Raw genomic sequence first — 16,139 nt, 5'->3', positions numbered from 1 at the left:
CAAGGACCACCACCATGGCCCAGGCCTCGCCCACCGCCGCGCCCACCCTGTCCGGGCCGGCGCTGATCTTCGCCGGCCTGATCCTGGCCGCCGCGAACTTCCTGGTGGTGCTGGACACCACCATCGCCAACGTCTCTGTGTCCAACATCGCCGGCGCCCTGGGGGTCTCCCCCAGCCAGGGGACGTGGGTCATCACCTCCTACGCCGTGGCCGAAGCGGTCGTCGTGCCGCTAACCGGCTGGCTGTCGGCCCGGTTCGGCGCGGTGAAGGTGTTCGTCGCCGGCATGATCGGCTTCGGACTCTTCTCGTTCCTGTGCGGGCTGGCGCCGTCGCTTAGCCTTCTGGTGCTGTTTCGTGTGCTGCAGGGCGCCTGTGGAGGACCGTTGATGCCGCTGTCGCAGACCCTGCTGCTGCGGGTCTTTCCGAAGAAGCATGCAGCGGCCGCCACGGGGCTCTGGGCCATGACCACCCTGGTCGCGCCGATCCTGGGGCCGATCCTGGGCGGGACGCTGTGTGACAATGTGGGCTGGGCGTCCATCTTCTGGATCAACGTACCGGTCGCGGCGATCTGCAGCTGGCTCGCCTGGAAGCTGCTGCGCCGCCATGAAACCCCGCTGACCTCGGCGAAGGTCGACCTGGTTGGCCTTGGCCTGTTGGTCGTCTGGGTCGGCGCGCTGCAGATCATGGTGGACCTGGGCAAGGAGCACGAATGGTTCGCCTCGCCCTTGATCGTCGGCTTGGGCCTTGTCGCCCTGCTGGGTTTCATCGCTTTCCTGATCTGGGAGCTGACCGACGCCAATCCGATCGTCGATCTTCGGGTATTCCGCCATCGGGGATACAGCGCCAGTGTCGTGACACTGAGCGTCGCCTTCGGCGCCTTCTTCGGCATCAATGTTCTAACCCCGCTGTGGCTGCAGCAGAACATGGGCTACACGGCCACGGACGCGGGCTACGTCACGGCCTTACTTGGCGTGACAGCGGTGTTGATGGCGCCGTTCGCGGCCGGCATGTCGACCAAGGTCGATCCGCGACGGCTGGTGTTCATCGGCCTGGTCTGGATGGGCCTGATCACCTTGATGCGCAGCCAAGCGAACTCGCAGATGGGCTTCTTCGATATCGGTCACTGGCTTCTGCTGCAGGGCTTTGGCATGCCTCTGTTCTTCGTGCCGCTGACGGGCCTGGCTCTCGCCTGCGTCGACGAGCCCGAAACCGCCAGCGCCGCCGGCCTGATGAACTTCTGCCGGACACTGTCGGGCGCGATCGCCACGTCGATCGTCAGCACCGTCTGGTCGGACAACGCCAGCCGCAACCACGACAGCTTATCGGGCCTGCTGAACGATCCTCAGGGCGTGATGAACCAGATGGACGCGGCCGGCATGTCACCCGAGCAAGCCCTGGGGAACATTGATCAGTTGGTCCAGGGCCAGAGCGTGATGCTGGCGACGAACCAGGTTTTCCTGGCGATGGCGATCCTGTTCATCGCCGCCGCCCTGATCATCTGGCTGGCCCCGCGCCCCACCCGCGTCGTCGACACCTCGGCGGTTCACTAATGCCTTACCTCATTGCCCCGGCCGCCGGGGCGGCCTTATCGCCTGGTTCAAGGATTTTTGCTCATGAGCGCCAAGATCCCGACATTTGACACGCCGAGTGACCGGCTCATCGAAGCGGCGACCGTCCTCTTCTATGAACACGGCTTTCGCGCCGTCACGGTCAACGACATCGTCGCCCGCAGCGGCCTCACCAAGTCTACGTTCTATCGCTATTTCGAGTCCAAGGACGATCTGGCCGCGGCCTGTCTGGGCAAGTTGGCCCTCGATGACCTGGAAGTCCTCGCGATGATCGCCACGCGGCTCTCGGTCACGCCCATGGCGCGTTTTCGCGCGATCGTGACTGCGGCGGCGGCAAAGATCGAACACCCCGCCTATCGAGGCTGGCTGCTGTCGAACCTTGAGGTCGAGATTCACGAAGACCATCACGTGATCAGCAGGGTCTGCAAGCTCTACAGAACGCGGCTGCGAAGCCATCTGTTTGAAGCCGCCGAACAGGCGCGGGTCGAGGCGCCGAATGTGCTGGTCGATGGACTGGTGATGCTTCTTGAGGGGGCGGGCGTGAGCTTCCGCAGCCTGGGCCACACACAGGCGGCCACCAGCATGATACGGGGGTGGGAAACCCTGATGCGCGAACACGGCGTCAGCCCTACCATCGAACAGGAGGACGCCACGACGTCCTACGCCGGCTGAAGCGCTAGAACGTATTAAGACCACCTCCCGTGTTTGCGTTCGAGACGACCGCCCGCGGTCAGAGAGATTGAGCACTGCCGTAAGCGGATCCTCCCAAGGTCAGAGAAGAGCCAGATGCGGTCGCCCCACGACATATCGATCTCGATCTTCCAACGGTCTGCGCAGCCGTCAAACCCGCCGATCGCCTGCCCTTCCACGCCACAGTACGACGCCGCTGGGATGCCGCTTTACACTCTGCTGAAAGCGGGTTCCTATACAGATCACTAGGCGAGAAGAAGGCGCGCATGGTCGTCGCCGGGGCCGCCAAATCGAGTGTGAGACGACGGATGAGAATCTGGCGAATGCGGTGCCATATTACCGTCACTCCCACTCAATTATCAACAAGGCCCCCAAGGGGCCTTTTTTATTGAGCTTTTTCGTTCACAAGAATGTGGTAGCCGTCACAGCAGGCGTCGATTTACTACCGTTTTGTTTTTATTGGAAAATAAAATCACTTGACTATTCATCGTATTGGCCTGTGCAAAGCCACCCCGCAGCCCCATAACGAAATAAAAGTCAAATATACACCGAAACGCGCCAGCCATTGCACGCCACTCTACGCTAGAACCGCACGCTCGGCGAGTTCCGGCGCATTGCCGCGCGACCGCCTTACAAGCTGATCCGGCGCGCACTGCGGGTGACCGACTTTCCGCGCAGATACCGCCCGTCTTGGCAAGGCCACGTATGACCAAAAGCGTCCAAGAACCGTCCACTCCCGGACGGAACATATGGACCAACGCTATGACCCAAGACGTCAATGGCGCCTCAAAGCGCTTCATACCTCCTGCTCGGCCAACGCGCCCCATCCGTCGCGAGCAACTTCGCCAGCTCGTTCCGCTCAGCGACACCACCATCTACGGGCTCGAGATGCAGGGCCGCTTCCCTCGTCGCTTCAATCTTACAAACCGCTGCGTCGCCTGGGATCTCGCCGAAGTCGAAGCTTGGGTTGAACAACGTCGACGAGAGTCGCTCGCCAACGTGGTCGCGAAATCCCCAGCTCCCGACGTCCGCGTACGTCGGACGCGTCCTGTCAAAGCGCCTGGCGGCCAATAAGGACAACCGCAGACTTAGTGATGCCGCTCGGGAGCGTCGTCTCAAACGCTCGGTGATCCCGAGCGGCGACTATGTCCAACAAGCGCCATGAACGGACATTGCCCCGCCTCCAGAAACTGGACGTTCAGCTCGGCGCGGTCAGGTGTTCAGCAACACGATCTTGCCGGTCACGGATCGAGCCTCAAGCACGCGATGCGCCTCCGCCGCCGCTCGCAGTGGAAAGGTCGCGCCGACCTCAGGCGTGAGGACGCCATCCGCAACCAGCTTTAACACGGTGGCGAGATCGCTTCTGTAAGCGGCGGGCCGCCCATCCCGCCACGGCTCGCTGGAATAGGCCACCATGCCCTGCCCCTTGGCGAATAGGCCCAGGCTGGAGAATCGCGCATTCAAGAGCAGGTCGGCCACCGCCAGCGGATTGACCTTGCCGCCTCGGCTCACATCGTAAGCGCCATAGAACACGCCCACGCCGCCTGGACGCAGCGCCGGCATCGACACCGTCTTGAAGTGCTTGCCGCCCAGGTGATCGAAGGCAGCCGCCACGCCGCCGCCGCTCAGGGCGATGGCGCGGCCGACGACGTCCTCTCGCGCATAGTCGACCGGCTCGCCGCCGCGCTGGATGATTGCGTCAGCCTTGCCGCGCGAGGCGGTTCCAATGGCGCGAACGCCGGCGATGCGCGCCAGGTCGAGCAGAAGGCCGCCCACGCCGCCGCCCGCCCCATGCACGAGCACCCATTCGCCGGGCGCGGCATTGGTGACCCGATGCAGCATCTGCCAGGCGGTCACGCCGTTCAGGACCGCCGCCACCAGCCGGCCCGCATCCACCCCCTCGGGCGCGGGGACCAACCAACGCGCCGGGACGTTGCGGCGCGTCGCATAGGAGCCGAACACGGTGATCCCGGCCACGCGCTGGCCGATGGCCAGGTCCTTGACGTCTGGCCCAACCGCCTCGACCCGCCCGACCAGGTCATAGCCCGGCGTGATCGGAGGCTTGTGCCCCGCATACACACCCTGCCGCATCATGATGTCGGCATAGGCCACTCCGACGGCCTCGATCGCGACCCGGACCTCGCCGGCGGCCGGGGGCGGCAGACGGCGCTCCACTGCGGTGAGCACCGTCGCCGGCCCCTTGCGGGGGATATGCATTTCGAGGGCTTGATCGGTCACTTCGGTGTTCCTGGAGGACGTGGGGTTCGCCAAGCGTCGCGCGTGAGCTAGGCGGGCAACCGCATCTGCTTGCGCAGGCTCTTGTCGAACGCCTTGGCCGGCGCGAACCGGCGCAGCAGCGAGATCTGCTTGGCCAGCTTGCCGGCCGGGTAGCGCAGGCGCGGCTGGGGATCGACGGCGGCCGCGCGGACCACGGCGGCGACCACCTCCGGCAGTTCGGCGGTCGGCATGACCTCATCGAGCAGCGCCCGGACACCCGCCCGCGCCTGATCGTAGACGGCAATCTGGGAGTCGGCCTCTACGGCGTTCTGGTCGAAGGTGCTGCGGATGTAGCCCGGCTCGATCAGGGAGATGCGAACATTGAAGGCGCGGACCTCATGGTCGAGGGACTCCGAATAGCCCTCCAGCGCATGCTTTGTGGCCGCGTAGTGGGCGGAATACGGCGCGGGGATCAGCCCGAGGACCGAACTGATGTTGAGGATGCGCCCTTGGCGGCGGGCGCGCATCGACGGCAGCACGGCGTTGGTCATCCGCATCACGCCGAACAGATTGACGTCGAACAGGGCCTGGGCCTGGCGGATGGAGCTTTCCTCGGCCCCGCCCGTCAGACCAAGGCCGGCGTTGTTGACCAGCACGTCGATCTGGCCCGCCTCGGCCAATACCTTGGCGACCAGCGCCCCGACGGACTCGTCGTCAGTGACGTCGCAAACCAGCATGCGCACGTTCTTGGGCGCATTGACGACCGACCGGCGACTGGTCCCATAGACAGTGTAGCCGCTCGCGGCCAGGGTCTGGGCGCTGGCCAGGCCGATGCCGGCGGACGCCCCTGTCACCAGGGCGATCTTCTTGCGTTGAATGGTCATGAGCCTTCTCGTAGGCAGCCGTCGCCAGAGCGGCGTTGCAGATTGCATTATGTTCATAATGTGCAATTATGATCATAATGCAACGAGAATCTCGGAGGCGGCACATGCGCTATGAAAAAGGTCGTCGGGACGCGTCGCGGGAACGCATCCTGCAGGCGGCCTCGGAACGCTTCCGGGCCGATGGCATCGCCGCCTCGGGTCTGTCTCGCGTCATGAAGGACGCCGGCCTGACGAACGGCGCGTTTTATCCGCACTTCGAGTCCAAGGCGGAGTTGGTGCGCGAAAGCCTGGTTACGGCGCTCGACGCCCAGGCCGAGCAGATGCGGCAGATCCTGGCCGCTGACGGTCTCAAGGGGTTGATCACCGCCTATCTCGCGCCGGAGCATCGCGACAATCCGCAGTTCGGCTGCGCCACTTCCGCGCTTGCCGCCGAGATCGCGCGCGAGCCTCGGGAAACTCGGGCCGCCTACACAGAGCGCGTCGCCACGCTCGCCAAGCAGGTCGCAGCCTACCTGCCGCCGCAAGTCACGGACCCGGAAGCCACCGCCGTGGCGCTTCTGGCGACCTGTATCGGCACGCTGCAAATCGCTCGCGCCGTCGATAGCAGGGAGATGTCCGATCGCATTCTCGCGGCGGGCCAGGACGCGGCGCGCACGCTTTTGAGAACAAGCCCATCGACAGCGACCTAGGCGGCGTCAACTGAGGCCGCCCGGCGAAACTCCGCCGCGGCGGTAGGATGGGAAAGATGTGTGCGAGCGGCCAGCCTGCGCTGGCCGCTCGCATCGTTTAGTTCAGCCGTCCTCGCGGATCACCAGCGGCTTTTTCGAGAACGCCTTGGGGGAGACGCCCCGGACGGTCTTCTTTTTCACGCCGTCATTGCTCATGAACGACACCTCGACCGTCACGGGCTCAAAGGACTTGAGTCCAAAATGGACAGGCGCCGCGCTTTGCGCGTTGTAGCCGCCGCCGGTCGAGACCAGGCGCGTGGCCAGGATCTTGCCGGCCTTGTCGTAGAGCCGGACCTCGGCGCCCGCCCGCGTGTAGCGCCCCTTGGAGTCCAGGACGAGAACCTCAAGACTGCGGCCACGCGCCGGACCTTGCAGGTCATTTCGGAACAGGAAGTGGCCACCCACCGGACTATAGCCGCGCATCACCGACAGATCGAGCGCCCCGTCACCGTTGTAGTCGACCCACTCCACCCCGTGGTCGCCAGCGTTCAGCAGGCTCTCGCGCGTCAGGACCTGATCGAAGCCGCCCTTGCCGTTGTTGTGGTAGAGCCGGTCCAGCGGCGTTTGCTTGCCGGCCTCGCCCTCGTAGCTCGTGACGTAGAGATCCAGATAGCCGTCGTTGTCGTAGTCGCCCCAGGCGGCTCCGACCGCGTGGCCCGGATCGGCGACGCCAGCTGCCTTGCCGACTTCCTCGAACGCGCCATCCCCCTTGTTGCGATACAAAAGACTGGCCCCATAGACCGCGACGAAGAGATCGAGATTGCCGTCGTTATCGTAGTCGCCGACGGCGCAGCCCACCCCACCCTCTTCCTTGGCGCGCCCAGGCGCGTTCAGGCCAAGGCTGGGCGCGACGTCCGTGAAGCCCTTCTCACCGTCGTTCCGCCACAGGGCGTCCGTGGCGCCGGACTGGTTGGCCAGGAACAGGTCCAGCTTGCCGTCGTGGTTGTAGTCGAACCAGCAGGAGCCGACCGTGGGTCGGCTATCCGTCACGCCGTTGTCGGCGAACACTTGCCGAAAGACCCCGCCCTCGTTGTGGAACAGCTGGTTTGGACCAGCGCGGTTCGAGGCATAGAGATCGACCTGCCCGTCATTGTCGTAGTCGACCCAGTTGGCCTGGCGGCTGATGCGCCCCGGGATGGTCAGACCGATCTTTTCGGCCACGTCGACGAAGCGCTTGCCGCCCTCGTTCTTCCAGATGAAGGAGCGGTTGGGCTCCGGCGGCATGACGTTCGACCCGCCCAGAAGATCCAGATAGCCGTCGCCGTCGAAGTCGCCCCAGCTGAGGCCGCGGACTTCCTTGCCGGCGGTCGGCAGGCCCAGGGCCGGCCCAATATTGATCAGCACGCCGTTGTCGTTGCGGTACAGCCTGACGTCGCCGCCCTTCAGCGACACAGCCAGGTCAAGGTCGCCGTCCTTGTCGAAATCGGCCCAGGCGTTGGACAGCGACCCGGGAACCTCGAAGGTTTCGCGCTGGATAGCGGTAAAGGCCGGATCCGTCGCCGCGAGGGCCGAGCCGGTCATCAGCCCGGCCAACAGCAAACCCAGGGGCGCGATGGTCCACGCCTGCCTGCTCGTTCTTTGCATCGGATCGCCTTTCAAGGCTTGGATTTCGGATTGAAGGCGGTGCGCTCGGCGACGTGCGCCTCGACCTGTTCGCGTCGCAGCCAGAGCTCGCGGAACTGATCCTTCGACAGCATGTCCAACTGATCGCTGTAGTGGGTCGTGCCGGGCTGGCGGCTATTGCCGTAGCTCATCAGCCCGTAGGCCTTCACCGGCGTCGAGAACTCGATCAGCGCCACCCAGGTCTCGCCGTGGGTCGGCGTGCGGATGCCCTTGGCGTTCGGATCCGACCAGGTGATGACCCGGAAGGCCCCGAGATTGCCGAAGCCCCCCGTCCCGGGCGCGTCAACGCCGTCCAGGATGAAGCGCGAGGCGTCCCCGAAGCGGCGGTCGATCGCGCCGTACTTCTTCTTGGTGTTGGCGATGGCCGTTCGCAGCTGCTCGACGGCGGCGACCGGATCCTTGATCCCATAGGGCGTGCTGATCGGCCGTTGTTCCGTCCACGGAATGGCGTAGCCTCCCTGCCCCGCGAAGGTCGGGCCGGCGAACAGCTTGGCCCATTCCTCGAACAGCAGGCCGGCGCGGTTGTCGGCGGTGAACGCGCGGTCCCAATCGGCCAGCAGGCGCGCGGCGGCCTGGACCTCCGGGTCCTTGTCCTTGAGCGCGGCGGGGATCAGTTCGGGCAGAACCCGATCGGCCATCAGGGCGTGGGTCGACAGTTTCAGGTCCTTGAAGCGTTCAAGGGTCAGCTTGTCGTTCTCGGCCATCATCCGGATCGAACTCTGAGCTCGGAATGACTCGGGCGTGCGCGGCGCCAGGTACTTGGGGAAGTCGTCGGGCTTGAGCGTCACCGGCCAGCTGGCGACCCAGGGCGGATCGTTGGTGTTCTGGACGAAGCCGCCGACCGGATCGGTGACCCGCGGCAGTTCTTCGAACGGATGGACGTCGGTCCACAGATAGCGCGAGGTGTCCCCCGGAACGAGACCGCTCCAGAAGTTGATGTCGCCTTCGCCGCGCCGAGGCGCGATCCCGTTGAAGGCGTAGTCGATGTGGCCGTCACGGTCGGCGTAGGTGATGTTGAAGGTCGGCACCTGCAGCCGCTTCATCGCCGTCTCGTACGCCTTGAAGTTCGGCGCCGTGACCATGTCGAAGTACTGCTCCAGCATCTTGGGCCGATCGAGGCCCGCGACGCGCACGGCGACCGTTGAGCCGTCCTTGCGCTCGAACACCGGGCCATGGACGGTCGAGCGGATTTTCAGCGGCTTTTCGACCAGCGCGCCGTTCGCCTGTCGCACCTTGTAGGTCGTGGCCTGGGTCTTGAACGGCAGCACCTTGCCATCGAACAGATAGCCGCCGTCCTTCAGGGTCAGCTTGTAGTTGGTGGCTCCCACCATGCCGTTGACGGTGTTGGTAATGCCCATCTGCTGATTGAAGGCGAACCGGACGATCGGCAGGCCAACCTGCGTGGCGCCATAGACCTCGAAGTTCGGCCCGGTCAGGTGGGCCTCGTAGTAGATGAAGTAGCCGGTGCCCCACGGCAGGTGGGGATTTTGCAGCAACAGCGTATTGCCATTGGCCGTCTTGGAGGGCGATACCGCCCACGAGTTGGAGCCCTGATCGGCGATCTCGGGCGGATCACCCTCGCCGATCGTCTTTCCGGGAGAGGCGACATAGATGAAGTTCATCAGTCGGTGGGCGTGGGCCACCACATCGACGCCGGTGACCGGCAACACCGGCTTCACATCGGCGGCGATGGCTTCGGGGTGGGCCGCCGCATAGGCGTTGATGCCCTTGGCGAAGGCGTCGAGATTAGCCCGGAAGGCTGGCGCCTGCTGCCTGTACCAAAGCTTGGCGCGGTCCGGCACGCCATTGGTCAGCAGCCAGGTCGTGGTCTCTTCGTACTCTGGGCCGAAATACTCCGCCCCCTTCCCCCGCGCCTCGCCGTAGAGCCGCAAGATCGTGTTGGCGTGGCTCTGGGCCTGGGCCCAGCCATAGCCGTAGAAGACGGCCGCGGTGTCCTTGCCGTAGATGTGCGGCACGCCATAGGTGTCCCACAGGATCTCGTTCTTTGTCGGCGCGACCACCGCCAGCGGCGCCGCTGCTCGGGCGGCCGGGGCCTGGGCCAGCGTCGGACTGGCGGCCAGTTCGACCAACGCCGCCAACAGCAGCGCCCCGACGGCGCGGCGAACCATCATCATGCTCTTACTCCATCCCCCTCGAGCCGCTCCGCGGGCTCGCGCTAGGCGTCAAGCCGGGTCGCTGTGGCGGCCCGGCCTTGGGCGCTGATCAGAAATCCCACTGCAGGCGCGCATAGTACGAGCCGCCCGTGAAGCCGAACGGCGAGGTGCCAGGATACTGACCCGTGCCGGTATTGATGTTGTAGGAGGCGTTGGCCGCCGTCGAAGGTCCGCTGCGCGAGGGATAGATGTTCAGCAGGTTGTTGGCCCCGACCGCGACGGTGACCGACGGCAGGACCTTGTAGCCCACCTCCAGATCGGTGATCCACTTGGCCCCGTACTTGCGGTCGTTGGCGGGAATGTTCTGCTGGATGCGATAGCTGCCGAAGCGCGTCTGGCGCAGGTTCACGTTGAGCTTGTTCCACGACCAGTTGGCGCCCAGGCTGACCTTGTCCCTCGGAAACGCCGTGGTCAGGTAGCCCCGGCTCAGACGGTCGAACAGGACGTAGTTCGCGCCCAGCGCCGCTAGTTCCGGCGGGTTGGCGATGATGTCGGTGATCTTGGTCTTGTTGTGATTGTATCCCAAGGTCAGCCGCACCGTCCCATAGTCGCCCAGATCCTGGCGATAGGCCGTCACCAGGTCGACGCCCCGTGTGCGGGTGTCGATGGCGTTGGTGTAATATTGGGCGCTCAGCGAGCCTGGCAGGCCGTTGGCGATCAGGATGTTGCTGACGGCCGCGCCCGTCAGGGTGCTGGTGATGGCGATCCGGCCATCCACGGAAATCTGATAGGCGTCCAGGGTGACGCTGAGCCGAGGCAGCGGCTCCAACGTCAAGCCCAGGCTGTAGTTCTTCGACTTTTCCGGCTTGAGCGGCTCGGCGCCCAGAGCGATGGCTTCTCGCGAGCCCACCGGCAAGGTCTTGATCTGCAAGAGGTCGAGAACGCCGTTGACCTGCCGAAACTGGCTGGAGCTGGCGGCGTAGTGCTCCTGGGCGAGGCCCGGCGCGCGGAAGCCGGTGCTGGCCGCGCCGCGCACCGCCAGCCAGGAGGTGATCTCGTAGCGGCCGTTGACCTTGCCCACCACCGTGTCGCCCGAAGCGTCGTCATAGTCCTCGTAGCGGACCGCCCCGCCCAGGAAGAGCTTGCCCTGAGTGTAGCCGACCTCGCCATAGGCCGCGTAGTTGTTGCGCGAGGACTTGCTGGCGTCGGTGGGCTGGAAACCCGGGGCGGCCTGCGCGCCGGTCGCGGGCCGCGATCCCGCCGACGGCTGGCCGGCTGGAATAACATAGGTTCCGGCGGCGTAGCTGAGCGGCTCGCCCTCCCCAACCTGGTAGGTCTCGTGGCGATGCTGAGCGCCGAACGACACCTGCAGGTCGCCGCCGGCGACCGTCAGCCCCCGGGTGACGTCGAGCGAATTGACCCACTCGGACGACACCAGCTTGCCGACATAGAAGTCGGTCGGGCTGTTCGGACCGAGGCTGGCGTTGATGGTCTCGGAGACATGCTCCTTGGCCAGGTTCTTGCCGTAGGTCGAGGAAAGGTCCCATGACCAGCCCCGGAGTTCGCCGCGAGCGCCGAAGGCGAGCTCGAAGTCGTTTTCCTTGATGACCAGATTGGGCCGGAAGCCGTCCGGATAGACCTGCGGCAGCGCGTTGACATTGGTCGGGGCCCGGAAGGTGAAGGGCAGGTCCGAGACCCGGTGGCTGTAGGTGCCGAACGAGTAGAGCTCGACGGCGCCAACGTCGTAGTGGCCGTTGTAGCCGAGATTGACCCCGTTCTGCGGCAGGACCCCGGAGTTGCGGGTGACCAGACGATTGACCGTGGCCTCGCGCGGATCGAGCGCGCCATTGACCAGCGGATAGAGCCGGACGTTCGAAGCGATCGGTTCGGCGCGGTTGGAGAGGGCCTGGTCCTTGGTCGCGAAGGACAGGTTCAGGAAGCCACGATCGCCGATCCGCGTCCCGTAGCTGCCTTGGACCAGGGTGTATTCGCCGTCGTCACGGTCGAAGTTCTGGCCGCGCGTGACGGTCAGCGAGCCGCCGGGGGTGTCCTTGAGGATGATGTTGATCACCCCGGCGATGGCGTCGGAGCCATATTGAGCTGCGGCGCCGTCGCGCAGCACCTCGATGCGGCCGATCGACGAGGTCGGGATCAGATCCAGGTCAGCCGGCACCGAGCCGTTGTAGAGCGAGGAAACCGAGTTGATCAGCGAGGTCTTGTGGCGGCGCTTGCCGTTGACCAGCACCAGGGTCTGGTCGGGGTTGAGGCCGCGCAGGCCGCCGGTGGCGATCACGGTCGCCGTGCCGCCGCCCGCCCGGGCCGGCAGATTGAAGGACGGCACCAGGGTCTGCAGGGCCTGGAAGGCGCCGGCCCGGCCGGTGCGTTCCAGCTCGGCCGAACTCAGCACGTCGATCGGGGTCGGGCTCTTGATGACCGTCCGGGCCACGCCGCGCGTGCCGGTGACCACCACCTCGGCGACCTCGGCGGGCTCTTCGGGAACGCTGGCCTGTGCCGGCGCCGAGGTCGTGGCCTCCTGCGTCGCGAAGCCCCCCGAGGCGCTGGTCTTGATCAAGGCCGGCGTCGGCTCGGCAGTCAGGGCGATCAGGTCATCCTTCGAGATGGCCACGCGCAGCGGCGAGCGCTCGATGATCCTGTCCAGCGCCTCGCGCGTCGACATTCTGCCGCTGACGGTTGGCGAGCGCAGTCCCGCGACCTGGTCGTAAGGATAGAGCAGCCGCACGCCCGATTGCTGCGAGAGCGCGTTCAGCGCGGCCTGCATCGGCTGGGCGGCGATGTGGAAGTCGGTGGCCTTCTCCGCCGCCGCCGTTGGCGACGCGGCTAGGGCGACAGTGGCCATCAGGACGCCGCGATACCAGAAATTGGACTTAGACATAACGACGCCCCCAAGCGCGGTTGAACCGTGTCAACCAGTCGAACGGGCGGCCGAGGCGAGAACCGCCATCCCGGAAATGAAAATTTTTAGGGTCGCATCACCAGCAGGATGCTGCCGTCTTCGGCCGTCATAGCCTGCACCGTGAAACTGGCCTCGACGGCGGTTAGGAACTTGGCCGCTTCGTCGACCTCGAAGCGGCCGCCGACGCGCAGATTGGCCAAGCGTGGATCGCCGACGACGATCGGTCGAGCGCGGTAGCGGTTGAACTCATCCACGGCCTGGGAGAGCGTCTCGCCGTCCAGCTCGATCACCCCGTCCTGCCAAGCCACCCGTTGGCGCAGCAGATCCGGATTCAGGACGGTGGGAGCCACCGCGCCGCCGCGAATAACCGCCCCGTCTCCCGCCGCGACGTGGCGCGCGTCGACGCGCCGGACGGCCGCGAGGTTCTTGGCCACGGCCACCACGCCCTCGGTCACGGTCAGCTCGACCACCGCCTCGCGGATGCGGACGTTGAAGGCGGTGCCGACCGCGCGCAAAGTGGCGGCCCCGGCGTCGACCAGGAACGGACGACTGGGATCATGCGCCACTTCGAACAGCGCCTCGCCCTGGACCAGGCGCACCCGCCGGCTGTCCTCTCGCAGGGAGACCTCGACCGTGGAGGCGGTGTTCAGGTGGATACGAGAGCCATCGGCCAGACGCACCTGTCGCCGCTCGCCCAGGCGGGTGCGATAGAGTTCGACATCCTGGGCGTAGCGCCAGATCGCCGTACCGACCGCCGCGACCAGCGTCGCGGCGGTCGCGCCGACCAGAAGCGTTCGCCGGGACGGGAAGCCTCGCGTGGCTTGCGCCATTTCGGATTTGTGCTCGGGCTCGACGGCCGGCGGGCAGGCCCGCAGGCGCTCGCCGGCCTCCCAGGCGGCCTCCATGCGCGCGAAGGCCACCGCATGATGCGGATCGGCCTCAATCCACTCACGAATGGCTTGACGCTCACGCGCGCAGGCGTCGCCCTGCAGCCTAGCGACGAACGCCGACGCCTGCTCCTCGATCGCCTGTCGGCGCTCCGGACCTGCGGATGATGCGTTCAAGACGGCCTTCCTCGCGCTCGGCCATCGCCTTGGCCACGAGCATCACTGCTCTAGCAAGATGCTTCTCGACTGTCGAAACGGATAGCGACATGCGATCCGCTATCTCCTGGAAAGAAACTTCGTGCACCCGACGCAGGATGAACACCTGACGGCATCGCGGCGGCAGGGTCTCGATGATCGCCTGCAATTTGCGCAGCTCATCGCGGGCCGTCAGGCAGGCCTCTAGGGAATCATCGACTCGCAGGGTGTCGAGATCCGCCATGAAATCCAGCGACACGATCGTGTCCTTGCGGATCGCGTCGATCAGAAGGTTGCGGGCGATGGTGTGCAGATAGCCGCGCCCGGCCGCGCCAATGCGGTCGATGTCCTTGGCCGCATAGGCGCGGGCCAGGCTTTCGGCCACCAGGTTGTCGACGTCGAAGCCTGGCGGGCAGAGCCGGCGAAGACGTGACCGCAGCCCCGCCTCATGCGGCAGGATCACGGCCTTGAACCAGTTCAGGCGTTCAGTCAGACCGTCCATGCGGGGACTGCTCCGGCGTTCGGGCGACGCGAAGGCGCGCCCAGGTCAGGAAATCTCCGTCCACCGACGGTGTCGACGACGAAGCCATGGTTGGGCGCAGACAGAACGCCGATGACCGGCGCGCGACGCATTCGCCGGTCCGGCGCGAGGTTTCTAGGCGCCGACGCGCCGCGCCACGGCCGAATGATCGGGGTGATGGCGGAAATTCGCGCGCGGTTCGTTTGAGCCAGATAGCGGCCGAAGCGCGAGGCGCTCGCGCCCAGGGCGACGGGCGCCGGGAGGGACAAATCTTGCGTGAAGCTTCGGATCGTCGTCGACGGATCAAGTCGATCATCGGCGGCTCGGCCGGCAATCTGGTCGAGTGGTACGACTGGTATGTCTACTCGGCCTTCACCCTCTATTTCGCGCCCAGCTTCTTCCCGTCCGACGACCCGACCGCCCAGCTCCTGAGCGCGGCGGCGATCTTCGCGGTCGGGTTCGTCATGCGCCCGGTCGGGGCCTGGATCATGGGGATCTACGCCGATCGCAAGGGCCGCAAGGCGGGACTGACCTTCTCGGTGACCCTGATGTGCGCCGGCTCGCTGCTGATCGCGGTGACACCCAGCTATGACCGCATCGGCATCGCCGCCCCGATCATTCTGTTGATCGCCCGCCTGCTGCAGGGCCTGTCGGTCGGCGGCGAATACGGGGCCTCGGCCACCTATTTGTCCGAGATGGCCGGCAAGAAGAACCGCGGCTTCTTCTCCAGCTTCCAGTATGTGACCCTGATTTCGGGTCAGTTGATCGCCCTGTGCGTGCTGCTGGGCTTGCAGGCGGTGCTGGCGCCCAAGGACCTGGAGGCCTGGGGCTGGCGCATCCCGTTCGCGGCCGGCGGCGTCCTGGCGGTGGCGGTCTACTACATCCGCCGGGGCCTGGCCGAGACCGAGAGCTTCGCCAAGGCCCGGGACGCCGCCAAGCGCGACGCCACGGCGGTCTCCAGCGGCTGGGCGCTCTTCCGCCACCATCCGCGCCAAGCGCTGACCGTCATCCTTCTGACCGCCGGCGGCACCTTGGCCTTCTACGCCTACTCGACCTACATGCAGAAGTTCCTGGTCAACACGTCGGGCTTTAGCCGCGAGGCCGCCACAGAGATCACCGCCGCCGCGCTTTTCATCTACATGCTGCTGCAACCCCTGGCCGGGGCGCTGTCCGACCGGATCGGGCGCAAGCCGCTGATGATCGGGTTCGGCGTGGCCGGGGTGCTGTTCACCTGGCTGATCTTCCGGACGCTGGAGACGACGACGAGTTCGTTCGTCGCGTTCCTGCTGGTGCTGGCCGCCCTGGTGATCGTCACCGGCTACACAGCCATCAACGCCGTGGTGAAGGCCGAGCTCTTTCCCGCTCACATCCGCGCCCTGGGCGTGGCCCTGCCCTATGCCTTGGCCAACACCGTGTTTGGCGGCACGGCCGAGTACGTGGCCCTGTGGTTCAAGAGCCAGCACCTGGAGCGCGGCTTCTACATTTACGTCACCGCCATGATCGCCGTGTCGCTGGTCGTCTATTTGCGCATGCCCGACACCAAGCATCATAGCCTCATCGAAGAGGACTGACGCAGGGGTGGATCGTGTTGATCGCTTCGGCGGCGGCATGGGGGTTCACCAGACTGATGACCGACCTTGGCCCCTCCACGGGGGCCAAACTAATCAGATCATTTTAGTGGGCTTTAAGCTCCACTGATGCTCACAGAGAGGCGAAGCCCAGCCGACATGACACCCAACGCCCCTGACGAGACAACGACGCGTCGTGCGCTCCGACCGCTCTCGCCACGGGCCGAGGCG

The 16,139-nt window shown here is 65.7% G+C and carries 12 protein-coding genes; 5 read left to right on the top strand and 7 right to left on the bottom strand.

Features of this window, described 5'->3' with window-relative positions; genetic code table 11:
* The first annotated feature begins 14 nt into the window (after positions 1-14).
* From CSW59_RS08865 to CSW59_RS08855, 3 genes are all read left to right on the top strand, one after another.
* Positions 15-1,550 (top strand): DHA2 family efflux MFS transporter permease subunit, encoded by a 1,536-nt coding sequence (locus CSW59_RS08865; RefSeq protein ID WP_099443699.1) that lies wholly within the window; start codon positions 15-17, stop codon positions 1,548-1,550.
* A 63-nt stretch (positions 1,551-1,613) separates the two neighbouring features.
* Entirely contained in the window at positions 1,614-2,240 is a 627-nt protein-coding gene (locus tag CSW59_RS08860; protein WP_099443698.1) for a TetR/AcrR family transcriptional regulator, read from the top strand.
* Positions 2,241-2,963: 723 nt separating this feature from the next.
* Positions 2,964-3,332 carry a helix-turn-helix transcriptional regulator gene (locus CSW59_RS08855; RefSeq protein ID WP_369825756.1) on the top strand — a complete coding sequence of 123 codons (369 nt, stop codon included), beginning with the start codon at positions 2,964-2,966 and terminating at the stop codon, positions 3,330-3,332.
* Positions 3,333-3,470: 138 nt separating this feature from the next.
* Here CSW59_RS08855 and CSW59_RS08850 read toward each other — a convergent pair whose 3' ends face one another.
* Positions 3,471-4,496: a zinc-binding dehydrogenase gene (locus tag CSW59_RS08850; RefSeq protein WP_201722755.1), complete on the bottom strand. Its 1,026-nt coding sequence runs from the start codon at positions 4,494-4,496 to the stop codon at positions 3,471-3,473.
* A gap of 47 nt (positions 4,497-4,543) precedes the next feature.
* Positions 4,544-5,359 carry an oxidoreductase gene (locus tag CSW59_RS08845; protein ID WP_099443696.1) on the bottom strand — a complete coding sequence of 272 codons (816 nt, stop codon included), beginning with the start codon at positions 5,357-5,359 and terminating at the stop codon, positions 4,544-4,546.
* A gap of 104 nt (positions 5,360-5,463) precedes the next feature.
* On the opposite strand from CSW59_RS08845, the gene CSW59_RS08840 reads away from it, so the two are divergent.
* Positions 5,464-6,048, top strand: a complete 585-nt coding sequence (locus CSW59_RS08840; RefSeq protein WP_099443695.1) for a TetR/AcrR family transcriptional regulator — start codon at positions 5,464-5,466, stop codon at positions 6,046-6,048.
* A 102-nt stretch (positions 6,049-6,150) separates the two neighbouring features.
* On the opposite strand, the gene CSW59_RS08835 is transcribed toward CSW59_RS08840, so the two are convergent.
* From CSW59_RS08835 to CSW59_RS08815, 5 genes are all read right to left on the bottom strand, one after another.
* A complete protein-coding gene (locus tag CSW59_RS08835) occupies positions 6,151-7,671 on the bottom strand; it encodes a CRTAC1 family protein (protein WP_099443782.1) in 1,521 nt (506 codons plus the stop codon).
* Between the two features lie 11 nt (positions 7,672-7,682).
* Positions 7,683-9,845, bottom strand: coding sequence for an acylase (locus CSW59_RS08830; protein WP_236632187.1), 2,163 nt, complete (start codon positions 9,843-9,845; stop codon positions 7,683-7,685).
* A gap of 88 nt (positions 9,846-9,933) precedes the next feature.
* Complete coding sequence (locus CSW59_RS08825; RefSeq protein WP_099443694.1) at positions 9,934-12,717, bottom strand: TonB-dependent siderophore receptor; 2,784 nt, start codon at positions 12,715-12,717, stop codon at positions 9,934-9,936.
* 86 nt (positions 12,718-12,803) lie between these two features.
* Complete coding sequence (locus CSW59_RS08820; protein WP_099443693.1) at positions 12,804-13,802, bottom strand: FecR domain-containing protein; 999 nt, start codon at positions 13,800-13,802, stop codon at positions 12,804-12,806.
* Entirely contained in the window at positions 13,732-14,322 is a 591-nt protein-coding gene (locus CSW59_RS08815; protein WP_099443692.1) for an RNA polymerase sigma factor, read from the bottom strand. Before CSW59_RS08815 ends, CSW59_RS08820 begins: the two co-directional genes overlap by 71 nt.
* A 290-nt stretch (positions 14,323-14,612) precedes the next feature.
* On the opposite strand from CSW59_RS08815, the gene CSW59_RS08810 reads away from it, so the two are divergent.
* Complete coding sequence (locus tag CSW59_RS08810) at positions 14,613-15,911, top strand: MFS transporter (protein WP_099443691.1); 1,299 nt, start codon at positions 14,613-14,615, stop codon at positions 15,909-15,911.
* Positions 15,912-16,139 lie beyond the last annotated feature (228 nt).

The sequence above is a fragment of the Caulobacter sp. BP25 genome (assembly GCF_002737755.1).
Lineage (GTDB): Bacteria > Pseudomonadota > Alphaproteobacteria > Caulobacterales > Caulobacteraceae > Caulobacter.
The sequence above is the reverse complement of the archived record's forward strand: the minus strand, read 5'-3'. Positions and strand labels throughout refer to the sequence as shown.

Excerpts from the sequence above, each read along its gene's own strand:
- CSW59_RS08830 (WP_236632187.1), bottom strand. The coding sequence starts at position 9,845 with ATGATGATGGTTCGCCGCGCCGTCGGGGCGCTGCTGTTGGCGGCGTTG.
- CSW59_RS08865 (WP_099443699.1), top strand. The coding sequence starts at position 15 with ATGGCCCAGGCCTCGCCCACCGCCGCGCCCACCCTGTCCGGGCCGGCG.
- CSW59_RS08845 (WP_099443696.1), bottom strand. The coding sequence starts at position 5,359 with ATGACCATTCAACGCAAGAAGATCGCCCTGGTGACAGGGGCGTCCGCC.
- CSW59_RS08855 (WP_369825756.1), top strand. The coding sequence starts at position 2,964 with ATGACCAAAAGCGTCCAAGAACCGTCCACTCCCGGACGGAACATATGG.
- CSW59_RS08860 (WP_099443698.1), top strand. The coding sequence starts at position 1,614 with ATGAGCGCCAAGATCCCGACATTTGACACGCCGAGTGACCGGCTCATC.
- CSW59_RS08815 (WP_099443692.1), bottom strand. The coding sequence starts at position 14,322 with ATGGACGGTCTGACTGAACGCCTGAACTGGTTCAAGGCCGTGATCCTG.
- CSW59_RS08840 (WP_099443695.1), top strand. The coding sequence starts at position 5,464 with ATGCGCTATGAAAAAGGTCGTCGGGACGCGTCGCGGGAACGCATCCTG.
- CSW59_RS08835 (WP_099443782.1), bottom strand. The coding sequence starts at position 7,671 with ATGCAAAGAACGAGCAGGCAGGCGTGGACCATCGCGCCCCTGGGTTTG.
- CSW59_RS08825 (WP_099443694.1), bottom strand. The coding sequence starts at position 12,717 with ATGTCTAAGTCCAATTTCTGGTATCGCGGCGTCCTGATGGCCACTGTC.